The sequence below is a fragment of the Spiroplasma endosymbiont of Thecophora atra genome, from assembly GCF_964019735.1.
Lineage (GTDB): Bacteria > Bacillota_I > Bacilli_A > Mycoplasmatales > VBWQ01 > Spiroplasma_E > Spiroplasma_E ixodetis_A.
On sequence record NZ_OZ026464.1, the window covers coordinates 271,692 to 294,795 of the forward strand.

General features: G+C 22.4%; 32 protein-coding genes. 3 read left to right on the forward strand and 29 right to left on the reverse strand.

Annotated features, from left to right (window positions below; all coding sequences use genetic code 4):
• Positions 1 to 78 precede the first annotated feature (78 nt).
• The 3 genes from gap to AACL05_RS01560 all read right to left on the reverse strand — a co-directional run bounded on the left by gap (position 79) and on the right by AACL05_RS01560 (position 2,626).
• On the reverse strand, positions 79 to 1,086 hold the full coding sequence (gene gap, locus AACL05_RS01550) for a type I glyceraldehyde-3-phosphate dehydrogenase (RefSeq protein ID WP_338986138.1): 1,008 nt from the start codon (positions 1,084 to 1,086) through the stop codon (positions 79 to 81).
• Positions 1,087 to 1,508: 422 nt separating this feature from the next.
• Complete coding sequence (locus AACL05_RS01555; protein ID WP_338961960.1) at positions 1,509 to 1,820, reverse strand: hypothetical protein; 312 nt, start codon at positions 1,818 to 1,820, stop codon at positions 1,509 to 1,511.
• Positions 1,821 to 2,086: 266 nt separating this feature from the next.
• Positions 2,087 to 2,626, reverse strand: a complete 540-nt coding sequence (locus AACL05_RS01560) for a UPF0236 family transposase-like protein (protein WP_338961962.1) — start codon at positions 2,624 to 2,626, stop codon at positions 2,087 to 2,089.
• A 491-nt stretch (positions 2,627 to 3,117) separates the two neighbouring features.
• Here AACL05_RS01560 and AACL05_RS01565 point away from each other — a divergent pair, with 491 nt between their 5' ends.
• Positions 3,118 to 3,276, forward strand: coding sequence for a hypothetical protein (locus AACL05_RS01565; RefSeq protein WP_338961966.1), 159 nt, complete (start codon positions 3,118 to 3,120; stop codon positions 3,274 to 3,276).
• On the opposite strand, the gene AACL05_RS01570 is transcribed toward AACL05_RS01565, so the two are convergent.
• Positions 3,273 to 4,025: a hypothetical protein gene (locus tag AACL05_RS01570; protein ID WP_338986140.1), complete on the reverse strand. Its 753-nt coding sequence runs from the start codon at positions 4,023 to 4,025 to the stop codon at positions 3,273 to 3,275. The two genes, AACL05_RS01565 and AACL05_RS01570, sit on opposite strands and share 4 nt — an antisense overlap.
• A 40-nt stretch (positions 4,026 to 4,065) precedes the next feature.
• Here AACL05_RS01570 and AACL05_RS01575 point away from each other — a divergent pair, with 40 nt between their 5' ends.
• Positions 4,066 to 5,016: an IS30 family transposase gene (locus AACL05_RS01575; protein ID WP_338960236.1), complete on the forward strand. Its 951-nt coding sequence runs from the start codon at positions 4,066 to 4,068 to the stop codon at positions 5,014 to 5,016.
• On the opposite strand, the gene AACL05_RS01580 is transcribed toward AACL05_RS01575, so the two are convergent.
• From AACL05_RS01580 to AACL05_RS01650, 15 genes are all read right to left on the reverse strand, one after another.
• Positions 5,013 to 6,380, reverse strand: coding sequence for a hypothetical protein (locus AACL05_RS01580; RefSeq protein ID WP_338986142.1), 1,368 nt, complete (start codon positions 6,378 to 6,380; stop codon positions 5,013 to 5,015). The two genes, AACL05_RS01575 and AACL05_RS01580, sit on opposite strands and share 4 nt — an antisense overlap.
• Positions 6,331 to 7,572, reverse strand: a complete 1,242-nt coding sequence (locus AACL05_RS01585) for a hypothetical protein (RefSeq protein ID WP_338961971.1) — start codon at positions 7,570 to 7,572, stop codon at positions 6,331 to 6,333. Before AACL05_RS01585 ends, AACL05_RS01580 begins: the two co-directional genes overlap by 50 nt.
• A 17-nt stretch (positions 7,573 to 7,589) precedes the next feature.
• On the reverse strand, positions 7,590 to 7,712 hold the full coding sequence (locus AACL05_RS01590) for a hypothetical protein (protein WP_338961973.1): 123 nt from the start codon (positions 7,710 to 7,712) through the stop codon (positions 7,590 to 7,592).
• A 181-nt stretch (positions 7,713 to 7,893) separates the two neighbouring features.
• Entirely contained in the window at positions 7,894 to 9,714 is a 1,821-nt protein-coding gene (locus AACL05_RS01595) for a hypothetical protein (protein ID WP_338986143.1), read from the reverse strand.
• A gap of 3 nt (positions 9,715 to 9,717) precedes the next feature.
• On the reverse strand, positions 9,718 to 10,440 hold the full coding sequence (locus AACL05_RS01600) for a hypothetical protein (protein WP_338986144.1): 723 nt from the start codon (positions 10,438 to 10,440) through the stop codon (positions 9,718 to 9,720).
• Positions 10,441 to 11,391: an IS30 family transposase gene (locus AACL05_RS01605; RefSeq protein WP_338960236.1), complete on the reverse strand. Its 951-nt coding sequence runs from the start codon at positions 11,389 to 11,391 to the stop codon at positions 10,441 to 10,443.
• A 151-nt stretch (positions 11,392 to 11,542) separates the two neighbouring features.
• Positions 11,543 to 12,496 carry a hypothetical protein gene (locus AACL05_RS01610; RefSeq protein ID WP_338961979.1) on the reverse strand — a complete coding sequence of 318 codons (954 nt, stop codon included), beginning with the start codon at positions 12,494 to 12,496 and terminating at the stop codon, positions 11,543 to 11,545.
• A 14-nt stretch (positions 12,497 to 12,510) separates the two neighbouring features.
• Positions 12,511 to 13,695, reverse strand: coding sequence for a hypothetical protein (locus AACL05_RS01615; protein ID WP_338961981.1), 1,185 nt, complete (start codon positions 13,693 to 13,695; stop codon positions 12,511 to 12,513).
• An 18-nt stretch (positions 13,696 to 13,713) separates the two neighbouring features.
• Positions 13,714 to 14,088, reverse strand: a complete 375-nt coding sequence (locus AACL05_RS01620; RefSeq protein ID WP_338961982.1) for a hypothetical protein — start codon at positions 14,086 to 14,088, stop codon at positions 13,714 to 13,716.
• Between the two features lie 17 nt (positions 14,089 to 14,105).
• Entirely contained in the window at positions 14,106 to 14,291 is a 186-nt protein-coding gene (locus tag AACL05_RS01625) for a hypothetical protein (RefSeq protein WP_174480219.1), read from the reverse strand.
• Position 14,292: 1 nt separating this feature from the next.
• Positions 14,293 to 14,481 carry a hypothetical protein gene (locus AACL05_RS01630; RefSeq protein ID WP_174481134.1) on the reverse strand — a complete coding sequence of 63 codons (189 nt, stop codon included), beginning with the start codon at positions 14,479 to 14,481 and terminating at the stop codon, positions 14,293 to 14,295.
• Between the two features lie 40 nt (positions 14,482 to 14,521).
• Positions 14,522 to 14,680 (reverse strand): hypothetical protein, encoded by a 159-nt coding sequence (locus AACL05_RS01635; RefSeq protein ID WP_338959443.1) that lies wholly within the window; start codon positions 14,678 to 14,680, stop codon positions 14,522 to 14,524.
• 15 nt (positions 14,681 to 14,695) lie between these two features.
• Positions 14,696 to 15,523, reverse strand: a complete 828-nt coding sequence (locus AACL05_RS01640; protein WP_338961983.1) for a hypothetical protein — start codon at positions 15,521 to 15,523, stop codon at positions 14,696 to 14,698.
• Positions 15,524 to 15,526: 3 nt separating this feature from the next.
• Complete coding sequence (locus AACL05_RS01645) at positions 15,527 to 15,772, reverse strand: hypothetical protein (RefSeq protein ID WP_338960331.1); 246 nt, start codon at positions 15,770 to 15,772, stop codon at positions 15,527 to 15,529.
• The gene (locus AACL05_RS01650; RefSeq protein WP_338956809.1) at positions 15,772 to 15,906 is read right to left on the reverse strand and encodes a hypothetical protein; all 135 of its coding nucleotides are present in this window, start codon (positions 15,904 to 15,906) and stop codon (positions 15,772 to 15,774) included. The genes AACL05_RS01645 and AACL05_RS01650 overlap by 1 nt, the downstream gene beginning before the upstream one ends.
• Positions 15,907 to 16,051: 145 nt before the next feature.
• Here AACL05_RS01650 and AACL05_RS01655 point away from each other — a divergent pair, with 145 nt between their 5' ends.
• Positions 16,052 to 17,002, forward strand: coding sequence for an IS30 family transposase (locus tag AACL05_RS01655; protein ID WP_338960236.1), 951 nt, complete (start codon positions 16,052 to 16,054; stop codon positions 17,000 to 17,002).
• 12 nt (positions 17,003 to 17,014) lie between these two features.
• Here the strand turns inward: AACL05_RS01655 and AACL05_RS01660 are convergent, their stop codons facing one another.
• The 10 genes from AACL05_RS01660 to mutM all read right to left on the reverse strand — a co-directional run bounded on the left by AACL05_RS01660 (position 17,015) and on the right by mutM (position 23,056).
• Positions 17,015 to 17,365 (reverse strand): hypothetical protein, encoded by a 351-nt coding sequence (locus AACL05_RS01660; protein WP_338986146.1) that lies wholly within the window; start codon positions 17,363 to 17,365, stop codon positions 17,015 to 17,017.
• A gap of 20 nt (positions 17,366 to 17,385) precedes the next feature.
• On the reverse strand, positions 17,386 to 17,538 hold the full coding sequence (locus tag AACL05_RS01665) for a hypothetical protein (protein ID WP_338986148.1): 153 nt from the start codon (positions 17,536 to 17,538) through the stop codon (positions 17,386 to 17,388).
• 3 nt (positions 17,539 to 17,541) lie between these two features.
• Positions 17,542 to 17,835, reverse strand: coding sequence for a hypothetical protein (locus tag AACL05_RS01670; protein WP_338961988.1), 294 nt, complete (start codon positions 17,833 to 17,835; stop codon positions 17,542 to 17,544).
• Positions 17,825 to 18,262 carry a hypothetical protein gene (locus tag AACL05_RS01675; RefSeq protein WP_338961991.1) on the reverse strand — a complete coding sequence of 146 codons (438 nt, stop codon included), beginning with the start codon at positions 18,260 to 18,262 and terminating at the stop codon, positions 17,825 to 17,827. Before AACL05_RS01675 ends, AACL05_RS01670 begins: the two co-directional genes overlap by 11 nt.
• 1 nt (position 18,263) lies before the next feature.
• On the reverse strand, positions 18,264 to 18,425 hold the full coding sequence (locus AACL05_RS01680; RefSeq protein WP_338960339.1) for a hypothetical protein: 162 nt from the start codon (positions 18,423 to 18,425) through the stop codon (positions 18,264 to 18,266).
• The gene (locus AACL05_RS01685) at positions 18,418 to 18,588 is read right to left on the reverse strand and encodes a hypothetical protein (protein ID WP_338960340.1); all 171 of its coding nucleotides are present in this window, start codon (positions 18,586 to 18,588) and stop codon (positions 18,418 to 18,420) included. Before AACL05_RS01685 ends, AACL05_RS01680 begins: the two co-directional genes overlap by 8 nt.
• On the reverse strand, positions 18,560 to 18,982 hold the full coding sequence (locus AACL05_RS01690; RefSeq protein WP_338961997.1) for a hypothetical protein: 423 nt from the start codon (positions 18,980 to 18,982) through the stop codon (positions 18,560 to 18,562). The genes AACL05_RS01685 and AACL05_RS01690 overlap by 29 nt, the downstream gene beginning before the upstream one ends.
• Positions 18,983 to 19,955: 973 nt before the next feature.
• Positions 19,956 to 20,885, reverse strand: a complete 930-nt coding sequence (locus tag AACL05_RS01695; RefSeq protein WP_338961999.1) for an ATP-binding protein — start codon at positions 20,883 to 20,885, stop codon at positions 19,956 to 19,958.
• 45 nt (positions 20,886 to 20,930) lie between these two features.
• Positions 20,931 to 22,052 carry a DnaD domain protein gene (locus AACL05_RS01700; protein ID WP_338962002.1) on the reverse strand — a complete coding sequence of 374 codons (1,122 nt, stop codon included), beginning with the start codon at positions 22,050 to 22,052 and terminating at the stop codon, positions 20,931 to 20,933.
• A gap of 173 nt (positions 22,053 to 22,225) precedes the next feature.
• A complete protein-coding gene (gene mutM / locus AACL05_RS01705; RefSeq protein WP_338962004.1) occupies positions 22,226 to 23,056 on the reverse strand; it encodes a DNA-formamidopyrimidine glycosylase in 831 nt (276 codons plus the stop codon).
• Between the last annotated feature and the right edge of the window lie 48 nt (positions 23,057 to 23,104).

Sequence of the window (23,104 nt, forward strand, 5' to 3'; positions counted from 1 at the left end):
AACGATTAATAAAAATGCATCTTGTAATTGGTAAGATGCATTTTTGTAGTTTAATATTTTAATTAAACTATTTAAAAATTATTTTAGCTTTGCTAAGTGTATTACTGTTCTTACTAATTGTGATACATATGAAATTTCATTATCATATCAAGCAAAAACTTTAACAATTTGTTTGCCTTCAACTTCAATAACTTTTGTTAATGTTGCATCAAAAATTGAACCAAAACTTGAACCAATAATATCAGTTGAAACAATTGGATCTTCATTATAAGCAAATGATTCGCTACTATGTTTTTTCATTGCTGCATTAACTTGTTCAACAGTAACATTTTTCTTTAATTCAATTGTTAAATCAACAATTGAACCAGTAATGATTGGAACCCGCATTGCTGAACCATCTAGTTTTCCTTTAACAGAAGGGATAACTAAACCAATAGCTGTAGCAGCACCTGTAGCTGCAGGAACAATATTAGACATAGCACTACGTCCTCTTCTGAAATCTGAATGTTCTAAGTCTAGTAAACGTTGGTCATTGGTTGCAGCATGAACTGTTGTCATTCATCCTTTAATAATTCCAAATTCTGATTCTAGAGCATGAACAACAGGAGCAAGACAATTAGTAGTACATGAAGCACCAGAAATAATATTATCAGTACTTTTTAGAATATCATGGTTAACATTATAAACAATAGTTTTTAAGTCTCCCTTAGCTGGTGCTGAAATCACAACTTTTTTAGCTCCAGCATCAATATGTGCTTGTGCTAATTCTTTTGTTGTAAAACGTCCAGTTGCTTCAATTACGATATCAACAGCATTGGCTTTTCATGGTAATGCTTTTGGGTCTTTTTCTTGACAAACTTTAATTATTTTACCATCAACATTAATAGTATTTTTTGATTTGTCTGCTTTGATTTTTCCGTGTTTTCAAGTTCTATGTGCTGAATCATATTGTAATAGATATGCTAGGGCTTCTACATTTCCTAAATCATTGATAGCAACAATATCAATTTCTTTTTTGTCAAATAATTGACGGAAGGCAAGGCGGCCAATGCGCCCAAATCCATTAATTGCAATTTTAATTGCCATTATTAAGTCACTCCTTTTGTGTGTTTGTTTTTTATATTGATTAATGACTAGGTATATTATAAACAAATATTGTTAATATTTGTCATAAAATATGGATTTATTTATAAAACATTTATTTTATTAGTAAATTATTTCCTTTATTTTAATTATAGTTTTCATTATTTTATGTGGGAGATTGTCAAAAATCCGGAATAAATTAAATCGTTTTAGTCTTATTATATTTTAGACAAGAAATAATTTGGATTTTTATGAAATTGTAAATTTATCTTACTACTAATTTAAAAATATTACAATTAAAATACTCAATTTTATAAATTATAAAAATATTTTAATAATTTAATTAACATAAATATATAACAAAAATTCTTATTAACTTTTAATTTAATAAGTTTTTTTAATTTTTTATTTTAAAATAAGTAAAATTATGTTTTTAAATTTATTTGATTACATTTAAAAATAACCATTTTTATATAAATAAAAATACTATATGTTTTATTAACAATCATTTCTTTTAAAACATGTCAAATATTTGTTTCAGTAAAACAACCTATATTTCACTTTGCACCTTGATTTTCAATACCTTGTTTATTATTTTTAAAATATTGTTTTTTTAACTTTTTATGATTATCTAATTCTTTATATAAATAATCAATTAATTGTTCATATTGACCATTATTAATGAAATCTTTACAATTATTATATTCACTTCAATATTTTCCTTTATTTCCCGCCATTATACCAAGATATAATGTTCTAATTAAATGGAATTTATCTAAAACAAACTCAGCACCAAGATAATCAGCAACTTCTTTAATTCATCCAGCACTATCTCCACAAATAATTATTTTTGCTTGTTCAACATTTTCATAAAATTTTTGACAATGTTCTTTAACAAATTCAGCAGTTTTTTTAACTCCAATTGCTGTTCTTGTTGGTCTAATAATTGCTTTTACTCTTTTATTTTGTACTTTATGATTAATATTATCTGTATATGTTGTTATTACATAGAGTGTTTTATATCTTTACGTTTAAAATCTCAAAACTTTCGATGTCCATCATCAATTGCTACAAAAATAGGTTGATTTTTTTCTAATTTTACTTTTACTGGATTTGCTTCAATTACTTCTAAATTTTTAAAAACTCTATGAACAGTACTAACACTAATACCTGTTTTTTTACAAATAGCACAAATATCATGATATCTTTTTCCATCAGCAAAATATTCAATAATAGTTTGTTCAACATCTTCACCAATTCTTTTATATTTAGGTAATTCTAGTCATTCATCAACTAAACAAACACGAACTCATTTTTGTAATTTTTCATCAAAATATTCATAAATTCTTCTTTTATAAGTTACTAATCCATACATTATTTTTCTTGTTCGATATTGATAATCAACTATTTTATATTTCTTTTTATCTCTTGTTTTAAATATTCTTCAATCTCGTTTTTCTCATTTCTTTGTTATATGTTCTAAAACTAATTTATCAATTTTAGCATATTGTTCTCTAAAATTTCATTTATAATTAAAATTCACATTTACTTCTCCTAACTATTTTAAAAAATTCTAAATTTATTGTAAATATTTTTAAAAAAATAATTTACTTGTTTATTATATACATATATAAGTGTAATTTTAAATAAAATAAAAATTATTTAAAAAACCACTTTCATATTTAAAATATAATAAACAAGTTATATATAATTAATAGTATAGGTCTCATAAAATAAACGCCTTTAATTTAGGCGTTATTTTGTATTTAAAAGCATACTTGTAAAAATAATCAAAAATAGTACAATTTAATAAGTAAAATCAAGGAAAAAAGGAGAATTAAAATGCAAGATAGCAAAGAACTAATAAAAGATGTAGAAAATAAAAAAGAAGAAAAAGGAAAAGAAATAAATAATTTTAAAAAATGAATTAAAACAAATTATAAAAAATAATATTATGAACTGCTGTTATAACTGCACTTTTATTAAGTATAATGTCATATTATAAAATTTATAATTATAAATCATATTTAGGACATGACTATACAGTCTACTGGGGGGGCTGGAACAACAATATGAGAAACTAAAAATTTATATGATGAAAATAAAATAGATTTATATTTTGGTATTAAGCCAACATTTAAAGATGATATAAAATGAAATGGTCAATATCCTGATGGATATTTTGATAATTAAATTTCAATATTTATATATGAAATATTTTCATTATATTTATCAAATAAATTAATATTATTTAAGTTTATTTCTTGTTTATCAGTTTTTAAAATTAAATCATAATTACCAGCACCAAATATACCACTAATTTCAATCCGATTTAAATTATTAATCGGATTTTCAATTTGTAATTCAAATTCATTAATATTATCAATTTGTGAAATTTCTTTATAAAATTCTAGTTTTGAAAATAATTGAGATTTATTTGAACCATATAAATTTAATATATCTTTAATTTTATCTTTATTAATAATTGTTTTTGTAAAATATTTACCATATTCACCATTACTTAATGTTCAATCAGCAGGAATTAATGACGGAATATTATTGCTTTCAAGTTCATTAGTTATAGATAATCAATTAAATTGATTATCATCTAATTTAAATAATTCATTTTGGCTAATATCATTATTTTTTAATTTAATATTATTAATATCTGTAAAGTCAAAATACTCAGATTTTAACACTACTTTTACATCTTTGAATTTTCAAATTTCTTTATCACTTGGTTTTATAGGACTTGATTTTAATTTGAAATAATAAGGTAATAATATTTTATTATCATCGTTTAATCCTTTATTAATTGATAATGATGAATAAATATATTTTGATAACATAATAAATACTTGTTTAAATATTTGTATTTGCTGAGTTATACTTGTAAGTGCAAGTAAATAAAATTGCAAAAAATTCTCATATAAAAATTTCATAATGCTAAATTTAGTTTAGAAAAAAGTAAGGAGTTTTTATATGAGTTATAAACATCTTGGCATAGATGAAAGGATTTATATTGAGAATCAATTGAAATTTAAATTTAAAATTAGTGAAATAGCTAAAAATCTTAATCGAAGTATTAGTACTATTATTCGAGAAATTAATAGAAATAAAGATAATAATCATTATTTTTCATTAATTGCACAAAATAAAGCTGAAAATCGAAAACAATCACATATTAGTTTTCATAAGTTTAAAAATAAGAATTTAGTAAAATATGTACAACAAAAATTACTATTAGGTTGATCACCTGAACAAATTTATGGCAGAATTAAAAATTTTCATAAAGAGTGAGTTATTAGTTTTAAAACAATTTATACTTGAATTTATTTTGGAATGCTTGATAAAGTTACTAGTAAAAATTTAAGAAGAAAAGGTAAAAAACGAAAATCTAAAGAAAATCGTGGCAAGTTTAATGGTAAATCAATTAAAGAACGAGATATAAATGTTAATGATCGTATAACACTTGGTCATTGAGAAGGAGATACTATAGTATCATCACGAGGTAAAAGCAAATCATGTTTAATAACTTTAGTTGAAAGAGTATCACGATTTACTTTAGCAATATTAGTTAAAAACAGAACTACTAAAGTTATTAATAAAAATGTTAGTTATTATTTATCAATTCTTCCTAAAAACATTGTTAAAACTATTACTTTTGATCGTGGCAAAGAATTTTCAAATTGACAACAACTTGAAAAAAATTTAGATATAAAAATTTATTTTGCCAATCCATATTCACCTTGACAAAGAGGTACTAATGAAAATACTAATGGTTTAATTAGAGAAAAATTTCCTAAAAAATTTATTTTTTCAAAAACTAATAAAAATGAAGTTCATAAATTTATATTGTCTTTAAACCAAAGACCAAGAAAAATACTAAATTATCTTTCACCAATCGAATATTTGGATAGAAAAATAATTTAGTTGCACTTACCTTTACAATTTAGCATTTGTAGTAAAGTTATATAATTTGGATATTCAAACTCTCATTGTTTAAATAAGTTAGTAATTATTTCATCCGGTTTTTGTCCAGAAAATGTATCACGTAATTCTGCTATTTTATTTTTTGCTTTACCTTTATCATCATATTCTGCACCATTAAAATTTCTATTATAATTATATGTATAACTTAGCATATCTAATAAAAGTTGTTGTAAACTATCAATTGTTGGCGCATCTTGTATTTCAATTGCTATACTTTTAAATCTATTATTGGTTGCAAGATAAACATATCATCCTTCATTACTATAAGATAAAACTTTTTTATCTTCTAAATGTATTTCGTGTTTTAATGGTCAATTACCATCTCAAACAGCACCCATTTCTCAACCTAGTCAAGTATCAGTTACTCTTGCATTATTAATAACTTCTTTTCTTGTTACAGTACCACTACTAATTTTAATTAAATCTAAAACTGATTTTTCTTGTCCTATAAATTGTTTTGCTAAATTTCAAGGTAATATTTGTTCACTAAATCATTGTTGTAATATTCTAACTTTTGGTTGAGTTTCGATAGGCATTGATAATAGTGGAAATGCTATCTTATCTTTAACAAATAACTTTGGGTATACTTCCATATTGTCAACTTCACCAAGTACCTTTATATTGCCAAAAATCATGCTTCTAGGGGCTTTAATTTTTAAACCAATTACTTTGGTATCTTTATCTAATGGTTTTTGTAATTTAATAATGATTGGATAACCATCTCTTGTTTTAAAATCTTTAATTTTAATAATAGTAATACTTTTAGTGCTTCTAGTTTTTGGATTTTGATAAGGTTGTGAATAATTATTAATGATATATAAATTATCAATATTATTTTCAGTTAATGGTTCATTTATACTAACTGCATATAATTTAAATTGATTTAATAAATTTATTTCTTGAAAAATTAAATTTTTAATATCAGTCATACTATATTCAATTGTATTATCATTAATATTTGTGCTAGCTCTTTGATTTAATTGCATAGTAAAGTCTGATGTTTCAACAGCAATAGTTTTTAATACTTTATCAATATCAATAAAACCAATTTTAATAGTATTTGCTGAAAATCTTAAACTATTATTTTCATTATTTTTAAATAAACGTTCAATTTCATAAATATATATAGTTCTTTTTTTAAATTCATCGTATGCTCTATTAATATCTGGGTCACTAGTAGCTCTCATCATATTAGTAAAGTCATAGGGAATATTATCAATTAAATAATCATTTTCTACTTCTGCTTGATTAATTTTAGTTTGTTTCTGTGGAAACTTCGTTTGTGGTTTGTTGTTGTTTTCCATTGTTCTCTCCTATTAATTGGTTATTTTCGGGATTAAATAATTTTAATTTAACTGTTAAGTTATTAATTTCTTGGTCATCATTAATATTAAATGTTTTACTATTTAATAAGTCTTTATCTAAAAGTACTAATATTTGAATAAATTTAAGAATATCAATATTAAATTGTCATAATTTTTGTTCAATATAATTAATGGTTGAAATATTAACTGCTGTACTTTCGGGTACTGATTGTTGTGCTGATTTCTTTTGACTTGGTATATGAATACCACAACGTTTAAATATTTCATTAACATTTCAATCATATATATCAGTTAAATTTTTACCTTTAAAATTACTATTTGTCATATTGATATTTTCGTTTTGTTCATTATTATCTCCACCACTTTTAAATATGTAGTTTTTAGTAACCAAAGTTCTTACTGCTTCTTCTAATGCTGATTGAACATTACCATAAGTTTGACTAAATATAAATTTAGGTGAGTTTAAAATAGTATCTAAAACAATTTGTTCATAAATAACATCTAGTGCTTTAATTTTATCCATTACTTTTTCACAATCTGCTTGTTCATTTGCTTTATTTCTCATAATTGCTATTGGTATATAATTAATATTTAGTATTTGTTCTTGTACTAAATTAGGATTATTAATGTATGATTTAAAATCTAATTTATTTTGTTTTTTAGTATCATTAATACTATAAATTGCACGATTAATTGTTACTTGTTCATTGTTTAATGTATAAACTTCAAATAATCTTACAGTTTGTGCATTTTGTTCATAATTATCATAAAAAATAGTACATTGAATTAATTTACCAGTAATATCATAAACTCTTTGTTGTATGTCAACTACTTGAAAATATAAATTATCATTTGCAATATAAATTAAATAACCACTAATTCCTAATTTACTTAATTTAAAAATAGAATTTCAATTTTTTCTATAAAATTCTTGTTGAATTAAATATTGTTTAATGGTTTCATTATTAATTTCTAATGGAGCATTATATAAATTAGCATTATTTTCTGCTACAAAAGCAGTAAAATAAGTTTCATGGTTAAAATCATTAAAACCAAAATAATTTAAAATAGAAGCATGTGTACTTTTATTTTTATTAGTTAAAAATTTTAATTTTTCACTTTGATTATCATTAATATTGCTTTTATCTTTTCTAAAAAATTTACCTAACATAATATTCACCACCTTTCTTAAAATATTTGATTAATTTTTAATATGATTTTTACAATGATAAATATAATTAAACCTGCTGTTGCTGATGATAAAATTATTCCTATTAAACCTAAAATAATTTTTATAATTTTAAAAAACATAATATTATTCCTGTAATTCTTCTAATTTTTTAAAAATATAATCTCTACCCATACCCCACATTATTCTATTGTTATAAATATTAATTTCAGTTTGTTGGTTATTGTTATTATTTGCTATTCATAAACTACTTTTTACAACGCTTGTATCTAATTGATAATAAAAATTATAGTTGACAAATAATTAATTTTTATTATTTTCTTTAGTTGTATAATCACCATAACTTATATATATTCTATAATGTGTTTTATCTTTAAATATATATTTTATATAATTTTGATTATTATTATTTTTATCTGTTATAACTTCTCCTACTTCTTTTCAATTTGAACCACTTGGAGGAATTGGAATTGGTTGTGGCTGTTTTTTGATAATTTCATTAATAGCATCAACAATAGTTTTATGTTCAGTTTCTAAATTAGGAATTTCTTGACTTAGAGCATTTATTTTAAATGCAATCGGAAATTGTGCTTTTGTATCTTCTAATTTTTTATCTACTTCTTCTTTTTTATAATAATCAGATAAATCTACTTTACCACCAGTAGCACTAATTTTATTATTTTCATCAATCTTAATATTTTCACCAGCAATTAATTTATCTTGTTTTTTATCAATATTTAGTTTATTTTCATTAATTGCTGGAACAATTTGTTTAACAACTGTTTGTAAATTCTCATCATCAATATTTTGCTTTTTATCCAACAATTCATTAGTTTCTTGTTTTGTATAATAATCATGTCCAGAAGTTTCTTCTGCTATAAATTCAGTTGGTGTACCTTTTCCAATATATTGATATATTTTAGAAATAAATCCTGAGTAATATGTTCCAGGTGTAGCACTTGCACGAATTTTATAATTAATGCAAGTTAAATATAATCTAATATTATTAATTTCATCTGAATAAAAAGTATCTAATAGAGTATATGATTTTATTGCAGATTGTTTATCTAATTTAAATATAGATTTTCTAGTATATTTATATTTATAAATATCACTTTCATAAATATAACCTCATATTACTAATATTTCTTTATTTAAATTATCAGTTGAAAGTTCATTTGATATTTCTTTTCATAATGGACTAGTTTCAATATTAAATCAGTTATTTTTAATATCATCAATATTTTGTTTATTAATCTCAATTTTATTTTCTAATAATTTGATATTATTATCAACTTTAGTTTCTAATAATTTAATAGTATTTTCATTTGTAGTAATTCGTTTTTGTTGTTTAGCAGAAAAATCACAAGTTGGTGCATGTGTATAATCACCAATTTGTGGATTATTTTGTAATGCTTCTTGTGGTAATGTTCCAATTTCATCTGGTCAATCTAAAATCATTGTTTCAGTTTCTTTATCATAATCTGTTGCAATATAACCTTTATTAACAAATTTACTAACAGGACCTCTGTATATTTCATTTTCATTATCATCAACTAAATCATCATATAATTTAATTTGTTTTGATAATGTAAATTCTTTTTGTTGTTCAATTAATTCATCAACTTGATTTCTAGTATAAAATGCTTTTAAGTCAATTTTTTCAATATCTATTTCATCATCATTATAACTTGAAAATATTTGTTTTAATTTTGTTAATCTTGCTCATATTTTCATTCTACTAGGTGCTAAATCTCAAACATTAATCGTAGGAATACTACTTGCACTAAATTGACTACCATTATTAAATTGAATAGTAGCATCAACATTAAATTCAATTGGTGTACGATTAAATACTCAATGTTCAACCATTACATAAACCATATCTCTTAATGTTTCTTTAATTAATTCATCTTTAAAACTATCAAAAGGAAATTTAGATAAAATAAAATCAAGATAAGCATTAATATCATTTTGAGCACGAATAGCAAAAGTTTTAAATCAATCATTAACATTAGGTCATGTCTGTATATATTGCTGTGGGGTTTCTGTAATTTTTCCAGTTAATGGATATCAGTTATTATAATTTTCAAGACTGACATCAGTTCAAAGTTTATTAATCATAATTTATCATTCCTTAAAAAATGCTTTTTTATAATGCTTAGTTTTTGTTTTAGTTTTTCTATGTGATATATGGATAATTTCTTTTTGTAACTTTTTCTTACCTTTTTTTATAACTTGACTATATGCAAATTTTTCTAAATGATGTAATAGTCCAGTGCCAAATAAAGTATTAACTGAAAATTTTAAACCAACACTTTTAAATGATTTATTAATATTTTCAATAGGATTATTAATAACATTTACTACTTTATGATAAGTTCTTATTATTCTAAATATTTCTCTATATACTTTAAAACTATCTCTAATTACTTGTTGTACCACTGGTGGAGCAAATGCTATTGCTTTTAATCATTTATTACGATTAATACCATAACCAATGTATCAACCACTATATCAACGATATCAATGAAATGGATGTATTTGAGTAACAAAAGTTTTTGCTTTAAGAATACTATCAACAACTGTAATTGGTTTATATTTAGGATTGCGATGATAAATAGTAATTGCACATTTATCTAATGATAAAGGTTGAATTTTACAACCCATAAATACTTGTGAATTTAATGGAATTAATTGTGCATGTTTAATTGCTCTTTTTTCTGCACTAGTAAATAAATCAGTTGCTTTTTGTTTTAATTTATTAATCTTTTCAAATGCTTGTTTTTCTAACTTTTCAAATTTTTCTTGTAATTTATATATACTGCTAAATTGTAAAGGTAAGTGCAACTAAATTATTTTTCTATCCAAATATTCGATTGGTGAAAGATAATTTAGTATTTTTCTTGGTCTTTGGTTTAAAGACAATATAAATTTATGAACTTCATTTTTATTAGTTTTTGAAAAAATAAATTTTTTAGGAAATTTTTCTCTAATTAAACCATTAGTATTTTCATTAGTACCTCTTTGTCAAGGTGAATATGGATTGGCAAAATAAATTTTTATATCTAAATTTTTTTCAAGTTGTTGTCAATTTGAAAATTCTTTGCCACGATCAAAAGTAATAGTTTTAACAATGTTTTTAGGAAGAATTGATAAATAATAACTAACATTTTTATTAATAACTTTAGTAGTTCTGTTTTTAACTAATATTGCTAAAGTAAATCGTGATACTCTTTCAACTAAAGTTATTAAACATGATTTGCTTTTACCTCGTGATGATACTATAGTATCTCCTTCTCAATGACCAAGTGTTATACGATCATTAACATTTATATCTCGTTCTTTAATTGATTTACCATTAAACTTGCCACGATTTTCTTTAGATTTTCGTTTTTTACCTTTTCTTCTTAAATTTTTACTAGTAACTTTATCAAGCATTCCAAAATAAATTCAAGTATAAATTGTTTTAAAACTAATAACTCACTCTTTATGAAAATTTTTAATTCTGCCATAAATTTGTTCAGGTGATCAACCTAATAGTAATTTTTGTTGTACATATTTTACTAAATTCTTATTTTTAAACTTATGAAAACTAATATGTGATTGTTTTCGATTTTCAGCTTTATTTTGTGCAATTAATGAAAAATAATGATTATTATCTTTATTTCTATTAATTTCTCGAATAATAGTACTAATACTTCGATTAAGATTTTTAGCTATTTCACTAATTTTAAATTTAAATTTCAATTGATTCTCAATATAAATCCTTTCATCTATGCCAAGATGTTTATAACTCATATAAAAACTCCTTACTTTTTTCTAAACTAAATTTAGCATTATGAAATTTTTATATGAGAATTTTTTGCAATTTTATTTACTTGCACTTACAAGTATAACTCAGCACTTTCTCGTATTTTTTCAAAATATTGTGTATTTTTTCAAAATTTATTTAAACCTTTTTTAAATAAAATCTAATATCCAAATATTTAAAAATTTTATTTGCATTTAAAACAATCTTATGTATTGAACTTTTTTTAAAATTAAATTTAATAGCATTAGCACGAATTTTTTGTAAATCTAAAATTAAAGTTTTTCCATATCTATTTTCTGTATGTATTGTATGAACTAAATTTAATCAATCATGTTGATTCATAGATAGTACTTTTTTTAAATCAGTATTAAATTTTTTTAAAAAGTTATTTGCTTTTTCAATATCTTTAATTTTAAATTTAGGAGTTAATTGTGGACTTAATTTTATTAATGTATTTTGTAATAATAAGTGTTCTTTTAACTTTTGTGTTTCTAGTTTTTGAAAATTATTCTTATATTGTCTTTCAGCAACATAACCTAAATCTCGTAATACTGTTTCACGATTAGGAGTAAAACTATAATTCATTAAATAACGTTTATTACCAATAATTTTATCTGTTAAAATTTCTTTTCCACTTACTTGACTAATAATTTCTTGTAAATTTTTTGCTTCTTTAACGCCAATTTGTTCTAATGTTTTAGTTTTTTGTGTTAGTTTAATAAATTTAGTAGTACGATAACCACGACTAATTTTATTAAGTCCAGCAAATGCAGTTAGTATATTAAAGAAAGTATTTCATTTTGTTACATTTCCTTTTAAATAATCATAAACTTGATTAATAGTAAAATCAGTTGTAGCATAAATACCAAAATTAATGGCACTTGCAATAAAATCACTTACACCTAATCCAAGGGCTACGCTTTCACTTAATCCACCAGTAAAAGGAGCAAGTGCTACTGCTATTACTTGTACACCAATCATTTCTAAAATTTCTCATCAAAAACTTTTATTTTCTTGTTGTTTACTTATTCTAGTATGTTTGGGTTTATTTATGTTTAAAAGTATTGCTGTATTAGTTGTACCTATTGGCATGGTATTAATTTCCTTTATTTAAGAGTTATTTTAATTTGATTTGTTGTTCCTTTATAATTTAAGTCATTAACATTTGCAGTAATAGTTATATATAAGTCACCGGCTTTTTCTTTTTGATTACTTACATTAGTTTTTCCTTGTGCATCACTAAAATATTTAATAGTTGGATTTGTTAAATTTGGATTTAATGATTTAAGTTCATTAGTACTTTTTATTTGTGTATTTAATTCACTATTATTGTTATTAACATTTGCAGTAATATCAATTGTTAAACTTGTAATTTTAGTTTTTAAATCAGTTTTTTCTGTTTTAATAACTCCACATAACATTCATCTTGATGTTGTTTCATTATTAGAAATATATGGTATTGCTTCTCCAACAACTTCACCAGCAACTTTATATGCTCTTCCTGCTTTATCATCTTTAATAAAATCTACATAAATAACTGTATTTTCTATCATGTATCTTTTCATTGCTCTTGGTGTTGCTAAAATAAAGGTCATTAATTGTTGTTCATTTTTATCATTAGTAAAAACCATATAGTCATCAAGAACGATTTCACATAATACACCTTTTACATATAAATTATTTCCATTTAAACGTAATTGTTGTGCCAACTGATTATCAGTAATTAAACCTTTATTATCTGCTAAATAAACTAAACTATCATAAAGACCATTAGTAATAAAAAATTTACTATTTGCAATATTTCTAAATTGAAATAAAGTATTTCAAGCATCTAACATTGATTTTAAATATCCTAATGGTGTTTTATCAGTAATGTCTATTTTAGTTGCATATTTTGCAATTACATTTGTATCATTATTTGCTAAATAATCTGCTAAGTCATTAGCAACTTCATATTGCATACTATCTAATAAATTTTGACCATTATTTGCTTTTAAATCTACATCTGTAATAATTTCTCCTGCAAGATATTTTTTAGTTATTTTTTTACTAATTTTATCTGTATCAACATATGGTAATTCATATCTTTTACTTTTATCATCTCAAGCAATAATTTTAACTTCTGGTTTTTTTGGTTTTTTAACAATAAACTCAATATTTACTGAGTCAACAATTTCAGTAGGGAAAAAGTTTGCCCATGGACTATTTGAAATTTTAAAAAACTCTATAAATTCTGGTGCTTCTACTAATCTCTCTGTATTGTCTAAATTTTGATTAAATGGTACTGACATTTTATTTCTTCCTTTCATTTATAAATAATTTTTCTTTTTATAATTAATTAAAAAATTTTCTTTATCATTTGGTTTATTATTAATAATTATTTGTTTATTGCCACCTGTATTAATTGTTTCTTTAAATACTGGTTGTTCTTTAATCATTTTTTTAATAGTTTCTTCAATTTTTGAATTTTCTAAATTATTAGTTTTAAATTTTAAATAATCATAAAATTCAGTTTTAACTTGATATTTTTTAAATATATTAATCATTTCTTTTTCTTTAATTTCTTGATTAAGTTTATTTAACTTATTTTCTGCTTCATTAACTTTATTTTCTATTTCTTGTTGAGCATTATTTTCAGTTAAAGGTTCAGTTGTTTGTTGAATATTATCTTCATTTTCTAACATTTAACATTCTCCTAATCTTATCCCAGTAATCAATCTTTAACTAATTGTGGCATTTCACTTATTAGTTTTTTATAATCATTAACAGCATTTTCTAATGTATTGATATCAGAAAATTTAAAACAATTATCAATATGTAAATCAAAATCTCTATCAATACTGATATCTTGTTTTCTATATTTTTCATTAAATTCAATTTTTGTCATATTATTTTTCTCCTTTATTAATTTTTTCATTTAATTTTGCTAATTTTTTTTGATGTTTTATAATTTTGTTATTTGCTCTAACATGTTTTGGAGTTGTGATAAATCTTTTTAATAAAACAATAATTTCTCTGCAAATTAATGTTCCAACACTTGTTCCAATAATTATTAATTCATGTAAAAATTCTTTCATTTCAATATTTTCCTTTCAACTATTTATTTTTAATTTTTAATTATTCATCAAATTGACCACCATTAATTCTTTCAATCATTGACTGTGAATTACTTATAATTTTTACTAATACAGATATTTCTTTATTTAATTGTTCCAATCTTTCTTTATATGTCTGAATTTCATTATTATAATATTCAATAATTTTTTCTTTATTCATTGCTTTTCACCTCCCTTATAAACTCATGTAATTGTAATCTCAATTTAATGAAGCATTATCATTATTTAATGGTACTTCGCTCATATTATCACTACCATAATATTGACTTGCAGTTTCACTATTAATAGTAAATCTATTGTCATTAATTAATCTTGCAGTTTCATCATTAAATGATGTTTTTTGCATTTCTTCATTATGATTTGTAGTTTCCATAGGTATTAAATTATGGATAATTTCACTTGCACCAGCAATTATGGTAGGTACTGCATAAGCATTATTAAAATCATTATTAATACCCATAGCAATACCACTTGATATTAAACATCCACCAGTAGCCATATTATAAATCTTTCTTATTGTTTCAAATTTATTAGGTACTAACTCCGTTAATCCATTAATAAGATTTGATATACCATAAGCATTTAATGAAATATAAGTATCTCAATCCATTAATGACTGATTTTCTTGCTTATTTAATAATAATCATGGAGGACCCTCAGTTGTAGTTGTAGTAGTTATTGGAGTTGGTGTTCTTGGAATAATAGGATTAATATTATTTTCAGTTCATTTACTATAATTTGCTAAACCAATTATTCCTAAACCTAATAGTATTTTTTTACTACTATTAATTAATTTAGTTTTTGTATTTGGTCTTTGATTTAAATTTCAAATATCTAAACCTAATTTTTTACCAAATAATAAACTATTAATTGAACCTAATAATGGATTATCTATTACTTGACCATAATAAGCACTTGTACCAATCATTGCACAAATTGGACTTATTCCAGTTCTAATTAATTTAGTTAAAGTATAATTTGATTGATTTTCTATACTTGGCATTTTCTATTCTCCTTTAATTTCTAATTTTTTAACTGTTACTTTAATTCAACCTTGATAAAAATCATTATCACCAACTATTAATGCAACATTACTTTCTGGGTCAGAAACAATTATGTGTTTGGATTTAACATTTGGGTATTGTCTTAAAATAATTGCTCTAATATCATTACTTGTATGAATTTCTTTTGGAAATGGTGATAATATTTCAATTTCATCTTTATTTTCAAACAAAGTAGGTAATATTATCATTAGTCAAATTCACCTCTTTCAAGTCTTATAATTCAGTTTTCTAACTCATAAAGTTTGGATGAATATTCTATTAATGAATTATTTAATAAATCTATTCTTTCTTTCATAGAAATAATTAATTTTTCTTTATTCATAATCAAATTCACCAATTTCAATATTTTTGTTTTTTATTTTAGCTGAGTTATACTTGTAAGTGCAAGTAAATAAAATTGCAAAAAATTCTCATATAAAAATTTCATAATGCTAAATTTAGTTTAGAAAAAAGTAAGGAGTTTTTATATGAGTTATAAACATCTTGGCATAGATGAAAGGATTTATATTGAGAATCAATTGAAATTTAAATTTAAAATTAGTGAAATAGCTAAAAATCTTAATCGAAGTATTAGTACTATTATTCGAGAAATTAATAGAAATAAAGATAATAATCATTATTTTTCATTAATTGCACAAAATAAAGCTGAAAATCGAAAACAATCACATATTAGTTTTCATAAGTTTAAAAATAAGAATTTAGTAAAATATGTACAACAAAAATTACTATTAGGTTGATCACCTGAACAAATTTATGGCAGAATTAAAAATTTTCATAAAGAGTGAGTTATTAGTTTTAAAACAATTTATACTTGAATTTATTTTGGAATGCTTGATAAAGTTACTAGTAAAAATTTAAGAAGAAAAGGTAAAAAACGAAAATCTAAAGAAAATCGTGGCAAGTTTAATGGTAAATCAATTAAAGAACGAGATATAAATGTTAATGATCGTATAACACTTGGTCATTGAGAAGGAGATACTATAGTATCATCACGAGGTAAAAGCAAATCATGTTTAATAACTTTAGTTGAAAGAGTATCACGATTTACTTTAGCAATATTAGTTAAAAACAGAACTACTAAAGTTATTAATAAAAATGTTAGTTATTATTTATCAATTCTTCCTAAAAACATTGTTAAAACTATTACTTTTGATCGTGGCAAAGAATTTTCAAATTGACAACAACTTGAAAAAAATTTAGATATAAAAATTTATTTTGCCAATCCATATTCACCTTGACAAAGAGGTACTAATGAAAATACTAATGGTTTAATTAGAGAAAAATTTCCTAAAAAATTTATTTTTTCAAAAACTAATAAAAATGAAGTTCATAAATTTATATTGTCTTTAAACCAAAGACCAAGAAAAATACTAAATTATCTTTCACCAATCGAATATTTGGATAGAAAAATAATTTAGTTGCACTTACCTTTACAATTTAGCTTTAATTAAAAAATCTTTTAAACATATTTTTTCTCATATATAAAATTCTATTTGTTTAAAATATTTAACATTAGATATTTCATTTGTAAGTCATGTTATTCGTTCTTCTAAATCTTTAATTAATTTTTCTTTATTAATACAATTTTTATGTCTTGATTTATTAATTTCATCAACTTTAATTCTATGTTCTTTACAATATGCTCTTCCATATTCATCAAATTGCTCATCTGTCATATTTTCACATTGTCTTTGTCTTTGTTCATTTTTAATTTCATCATAATATGGTTCATGAATAAATTTTTCAAATGTTATTGTTTCAGTTCATGTACATCTATTCATTATTTATTCTCCTTATTTGATTATTTTTTTTCTAATTTTTTTGCAATTGAATTTAATAATTTTAAAACTTTATATTCATTTTTTAATTCTTTAATAATAAATATTAAAAATATTATTAGTGTTATACTTGTTATTAATATTGGTACTATTAATAAAATTTTTCATAATATCATTTTTTACTCTTTTCATTTTTTAAATCATTTAACATTAATTGAACAAAATGCACGATTTTTAGGAATATTTAAAGTATTAAAAATTTGACCAGTTACTAAAATTTCATCATTTTTGTTTAATAAAATACAGCGTCTATAAAATTTTGGGTTGTTAAAAATTAAAGTAACATAGTTTAAACCATTTCATTGACCACGAACACTATAATATAATTCTTTATTACCTTTTTCGTAATATTTTGCTTCAATAGTGTTACTCAGTTTTACTTTTAATTTGACATAATTTTCTTTATCTTTCATTTTTAGAATTCCTTAAATAGTATTGAATATGTTTATATGCATCTTGTTCATGTTTTGTTAATTTTATATTTCCTTTATAATTTTCTATTTTTGTTTTATTTTTTGGTTCACTTTCTAAATAATCTCAATTCATAACATCTTCTACTAATACCATTAATGCACCAATAATTTTAGGTGTTGCTAATGGATTAGTTAATAATTGTTTTGAACTTAAAAAGAAATTTTCTACAATAATTAATATTTTTTGATTAATAAATTGTTTTTGAATTAATTGAAAATATTCTTTATACATATTTTTACTTTCTAAAACTGTTTTAGTTTTAAATGTTTCATTAAAAATAATATTATTAGTTTCATTTGAATATATAACAATTCCATTATTACCAATACCAGCGGGGTCAATCCCAATAATTAATTCATATTGCATATTAATCAAATTCTCTGCATTGTATTTTATTAATTAAAATTTTAATAATATCAATTGAACCTTTTAATTTATTTAAATAATATATGTCTTTTTCTTTATTATATTGTTCTATATCACTATCTAAAATTAAATTTAATCAACTAATTAATTTTTCTTTATCCATATTTATACCTCCTACTTAACCTAATATTTAAAATACAGTCATAACAAATTGCTTTACCATTTTTATCTCTTAAAAAATATTTTCTTGTTTTTATATCATTAGTATTAAAGAATAAATAATCTAATTTATTTTGTTTACATGTTCAACAAAAATACTTTTTCATTATGAGTTGAAATTTCCTTATAAGAAGTAACTATATAATTAATTGGTAAATCATCATGTTTATATGGATTATTTATTTTAAAACCTTTTCTGTTTTCTTCTCACGTAATGTTATATTTAAAACAAGGATTAGTAATTTTAGTTTTGTTATCTGTTATTTCACCGATAAATCAACTATTATGCTGTTCATAAAATTTTAATGGTTCAAGTTTTATATCATTAAGATAATATTGTTTTGGAGCAGTTGGTTTATTAACAGTTATTTTTTGGTCTTTAATATATGGTTCTAATAATTTTATTAATTCATTACCACTTAATTCTCTTTTAATATTTTCTAAATTAAAAACTCAATATGTATATTTATCATCAGCAATAAAACTATTATTTTTAACCATTCATTTTGGACATTGTAATTTATATTCACCATAATCAATAAGAATAGATTGTGGTCTATCTTTAACAATTTGTTCTTTTTTAAATTATATTTGCATAATAATCCTTTCCTAATATGTTCTGTTGCTTCTAGCATAAAGAACATATATTTTGATTTTTAGATTATTAATAATACTACTATTCGTTTTATTCATTCCATGAAAACTGGGCTCAAAAATAAATTATGAAATTTTAAAAAACATTGAGGCATTCGATTCAATATTTATTTAATTTGTGTTGAACAAATTAATATTTTAATTGAACCGGCACCGCTTAATTTTTTTTACAAGTTTTAAATTTATTTTCTCGCCCAAAAAAATTTTTCAAAAAAAATAAAAAATAAAACCAACACTTGCTCACTGGGGAGTGGCAAGGTTGGTTAAATAAAGAATAGAATTAATACAATAGGTCCCTACAACAGGTCTATATATACTAGTTTCCAATTCGCTCCCACCCCAAGAATTACCATTAATGGTTAGTATATTTTATTAGGTATCACTCCACTTTTTATTTATCCATGCAAGTCCACATACTAGCTACTATTTTTAACAACTGTGTTGTAGTTCACTTTTTTAGTTCCCTAACACGTGTTGATAATAGCGTTAAAGACGGTTATTAATTATTAACTTCTCCTACTTGGTCACTGCGTGTAGTAGATATTTAAAGGATGTTAATAATAAAAATTTTAAAATTTTACAATTACAAAAAAAGACAAGATTATTTCTTGTCTTTTTCCTTGTTAATAATTTTTATTTTATCTTTTAAATGTATATTTTTTAAAATACGTCGAATATAAATTTAAATTTAAGGGTAAAAGAGAATTTAATTTGTCTATCATCATTTTTAAATGGTAATATTGGAAATAAGTTACTAATATGATAATTAATTATTTCGTAAATTTGACAACCGCCCTTTTTTTATGAAAAATACTATATTTTATATTGGTATATATTCTATTTCATTATTAATATTGTCAATATTAATATTTTCAATTGTAGTTTGTGATTCTTCAACAGTTAATTCAATTGGTATAGTTAAAGTTTGAATACGTTCTAATAAGCGTTTAACTTTAATTTCTTCTGATTTACTATTTTTTAAATAATAATGTTGATATAGTTCACTAATGCTATAGTTAGAATTAATAAATGTAGTTTTTAATGGTAAAATTCGTGCATTAAGAATACTAAATAATAATTCATCACGCTCTCAAGCGCTAACGGTTTCACCGCCTAAATCATCAATAAATAATAAGTCACATGATTTTAATTGTTCAATTTGCTGATTAGTATCAGTATCATTTTTAAAACTTTTTTTAATGTCCATAACAAATTCAGGTCATACAATAAAACAAACAGTTTGATTTTTTTGAATTAATTTATTTGCAAATAAGATAAAAATAAAAGTTTTGCCACTACCTGTGTCACCATATAAGTATAAACCTTGATAACTTTTGTGTTTTAAAGATTGATGTAAATACTGGATGATTTCTTTTCTTGCATTAGTTGAGACATTAAAATTTTTACTTCATGAAAGTGATAAAAGTTTATCATCATAGTATTTAATTAAAAAATTATTATGTACTTGTTGTTGGACAGATCTATTAATAGAATGAAGACAATCGGTTAGTACTAAACTTATTTTTTGATTAGGTAACATTACTAGTTTATAACGATATCCTTTAACATTTTGTAGACATTTGCTAAGATTTTCTCGTTTTTTACATAAATTGTAGCTATCAATATAAGTTTTTAATAATTCAACATATGGTTCTAGTTTGCTGTTAGTTAAGTTGTTTTTTTTAATAAAGTCATGAAGTTCAGCATTGTTAATGTTTTCTTTTAAGATAGTTGTCGCTTTAAGTTTCATGATAATCATTTCCTTACTTAATAATAGTGTCTTTTAATAATTAAATTAATGGGCATCAAATTCCTTTAAAATATTCTTTATTTCTTCTTGAGTTAATGTTATATCTTTTTTATTAATATTATCAACCTTATATTTTTTAATTAATTTTTTATTGAAATTATTTGTTGTTGATTGTTCTGTAGTAGATCATAATGATTCTTGTTGAAATTGTTGCTGTGGATTTTTTTTGCTACGAGCATAAGCAAGTTTTAAATGAGATAAAGCATCATCAATAGTATTAATTTGATTTTCTTGAAAGGTTTCAGCAATTTTAATAATATAGTTTGGTTCTAAACGTTTATTATTTTTAAATCAAACATATTCAATTAAGCAGTTAATTACAGCATTATTTAATTGAAAGTTATTAGTTAATATTTCTAATGTTGTTTTTAATTTATCAGTTGGTATTTTACCAGTTAAATTTTTTAAATATTCTTCAGGTAATTTTTGTTGCATTAAATTTAATGTGGTATTAATAACATTAGAATTATCTCTAGATATAATTGTATTACCATTAGAATTTAAATTGACTTTCATAGTGTTAATTTGATTTTTATTTTGAAATGAATAAATTGGTCTAGAGATTGATGTTTGTTCTTGTTTAGCATAAATATTATTAAGTGCTGTTTTTAATTTTAAAGATTGAGGGATAGTATTTTCCTGTTGAGTAATATTAACATAATTTTCTGTAATTTCAATATCATTTTTCAAAAAATAAAATTTTTGTCTTTCATAATTTAAAGTTCCTAATTGTTTAAGTAGTTCTGAGTTTAAATGGGTATTAGCAAAAAAATCATCAGCAGATAAGGGAGAACACAATTGATAAATGTAAGTAGATTTTAAAGAATAGTAGTAAGTATTAATAAGGTTAACAGATTCAAGTTGTTGGAAAGCAACAAGTAATTGAGTGGAAGTTATTTTTAATAAAGATTTAATTCGTCCGTGATTGAAATCAAGATTAATACGTTTTGTTAATAACTTTTCTTGAACTAAAGTTAAATATAAATTTATTGCTTCAATACCAATTATTGGTTGATATAACATAAATAAAATTTGGTAATCTTCGTTACTAATATATTCTGATTGGTTCAACTTAAAAATATCAATATCATTTATTGTTCTGTTCATATTCATTTCCTAACTTTCTTTTTACTATCCATTTCTTTCATGGTATGATAATTATATGCACATAAAGAATATAAATAAAGTGAAATGATTAAAACACATACTTATCCACATTTATTCCACTTTTTTTTATTAAAAATATTCTTTATTAATATATACTTTTGAGTTTTCCACAGTTAATATTTAATTTGACAGTGATTACAAAAGTAAGTTCCGCGAAGGTTTATTTTTATTTTTTTGATAATAGTATGGCATTTAAAACAAGGCATTTTTGCTCTAGTATGAACTTGTAATTCTTGTTGATAGTAACCTGTTACACCAAGGCTTGAAGTATAACTACTAATTGTTGATCCACCAAGTTTTATTGATTTATTAAGCACAAATTTTGCTTTATTAATGATTTCTTGTAATTGTTTAAGTGTTAAGTTTTTAGTAATACTTTGCGGATGGATACTAGCATAAAATAATACTTCATCTGCATAAATATTTCCTAAACCACTCATAACATTTTGTTCTAATAATGTTGCTTTAATACTTTGACTTTTATTTTTTCATTTATTTTTTAAATATTCAGCAGTAACATTTTTATTAAAAGGTTCTGGACCAATATTAATATAAGGTTTTATTTTTTGATATTCATTTTTAGTTTGTAAATGAAAGGTTCCAAACTGTCTTGTGTCATGATATCTTAATTCGTATTTATTGTCTAATTCTAATATTAATAAGACATGTTTTCAATTTATTGATTGATTATTTTGTTGAAAATAATATTTTCCTTCCATTCGTAAATGACTTAATAATACATAATCATCTAATATAAATATTAATAATTTACCAACTCTTTGAACATCATTTATTGTTTGTCCAATAATTTGTTTTGTGAATTGTTCAATACTTGGTGTTTTGATAATTTTATTTAAAAGAATTCTAACACCAATAATTTTATGATTAGTTAAAAGTGGTTGTAAAGTTTTGCGAACAGTTTCAACTTCGGGTAATTCTGGCATTTTTATTTTCCTTCCAATAAAATATAATAAACTAATTTATTTTAAATA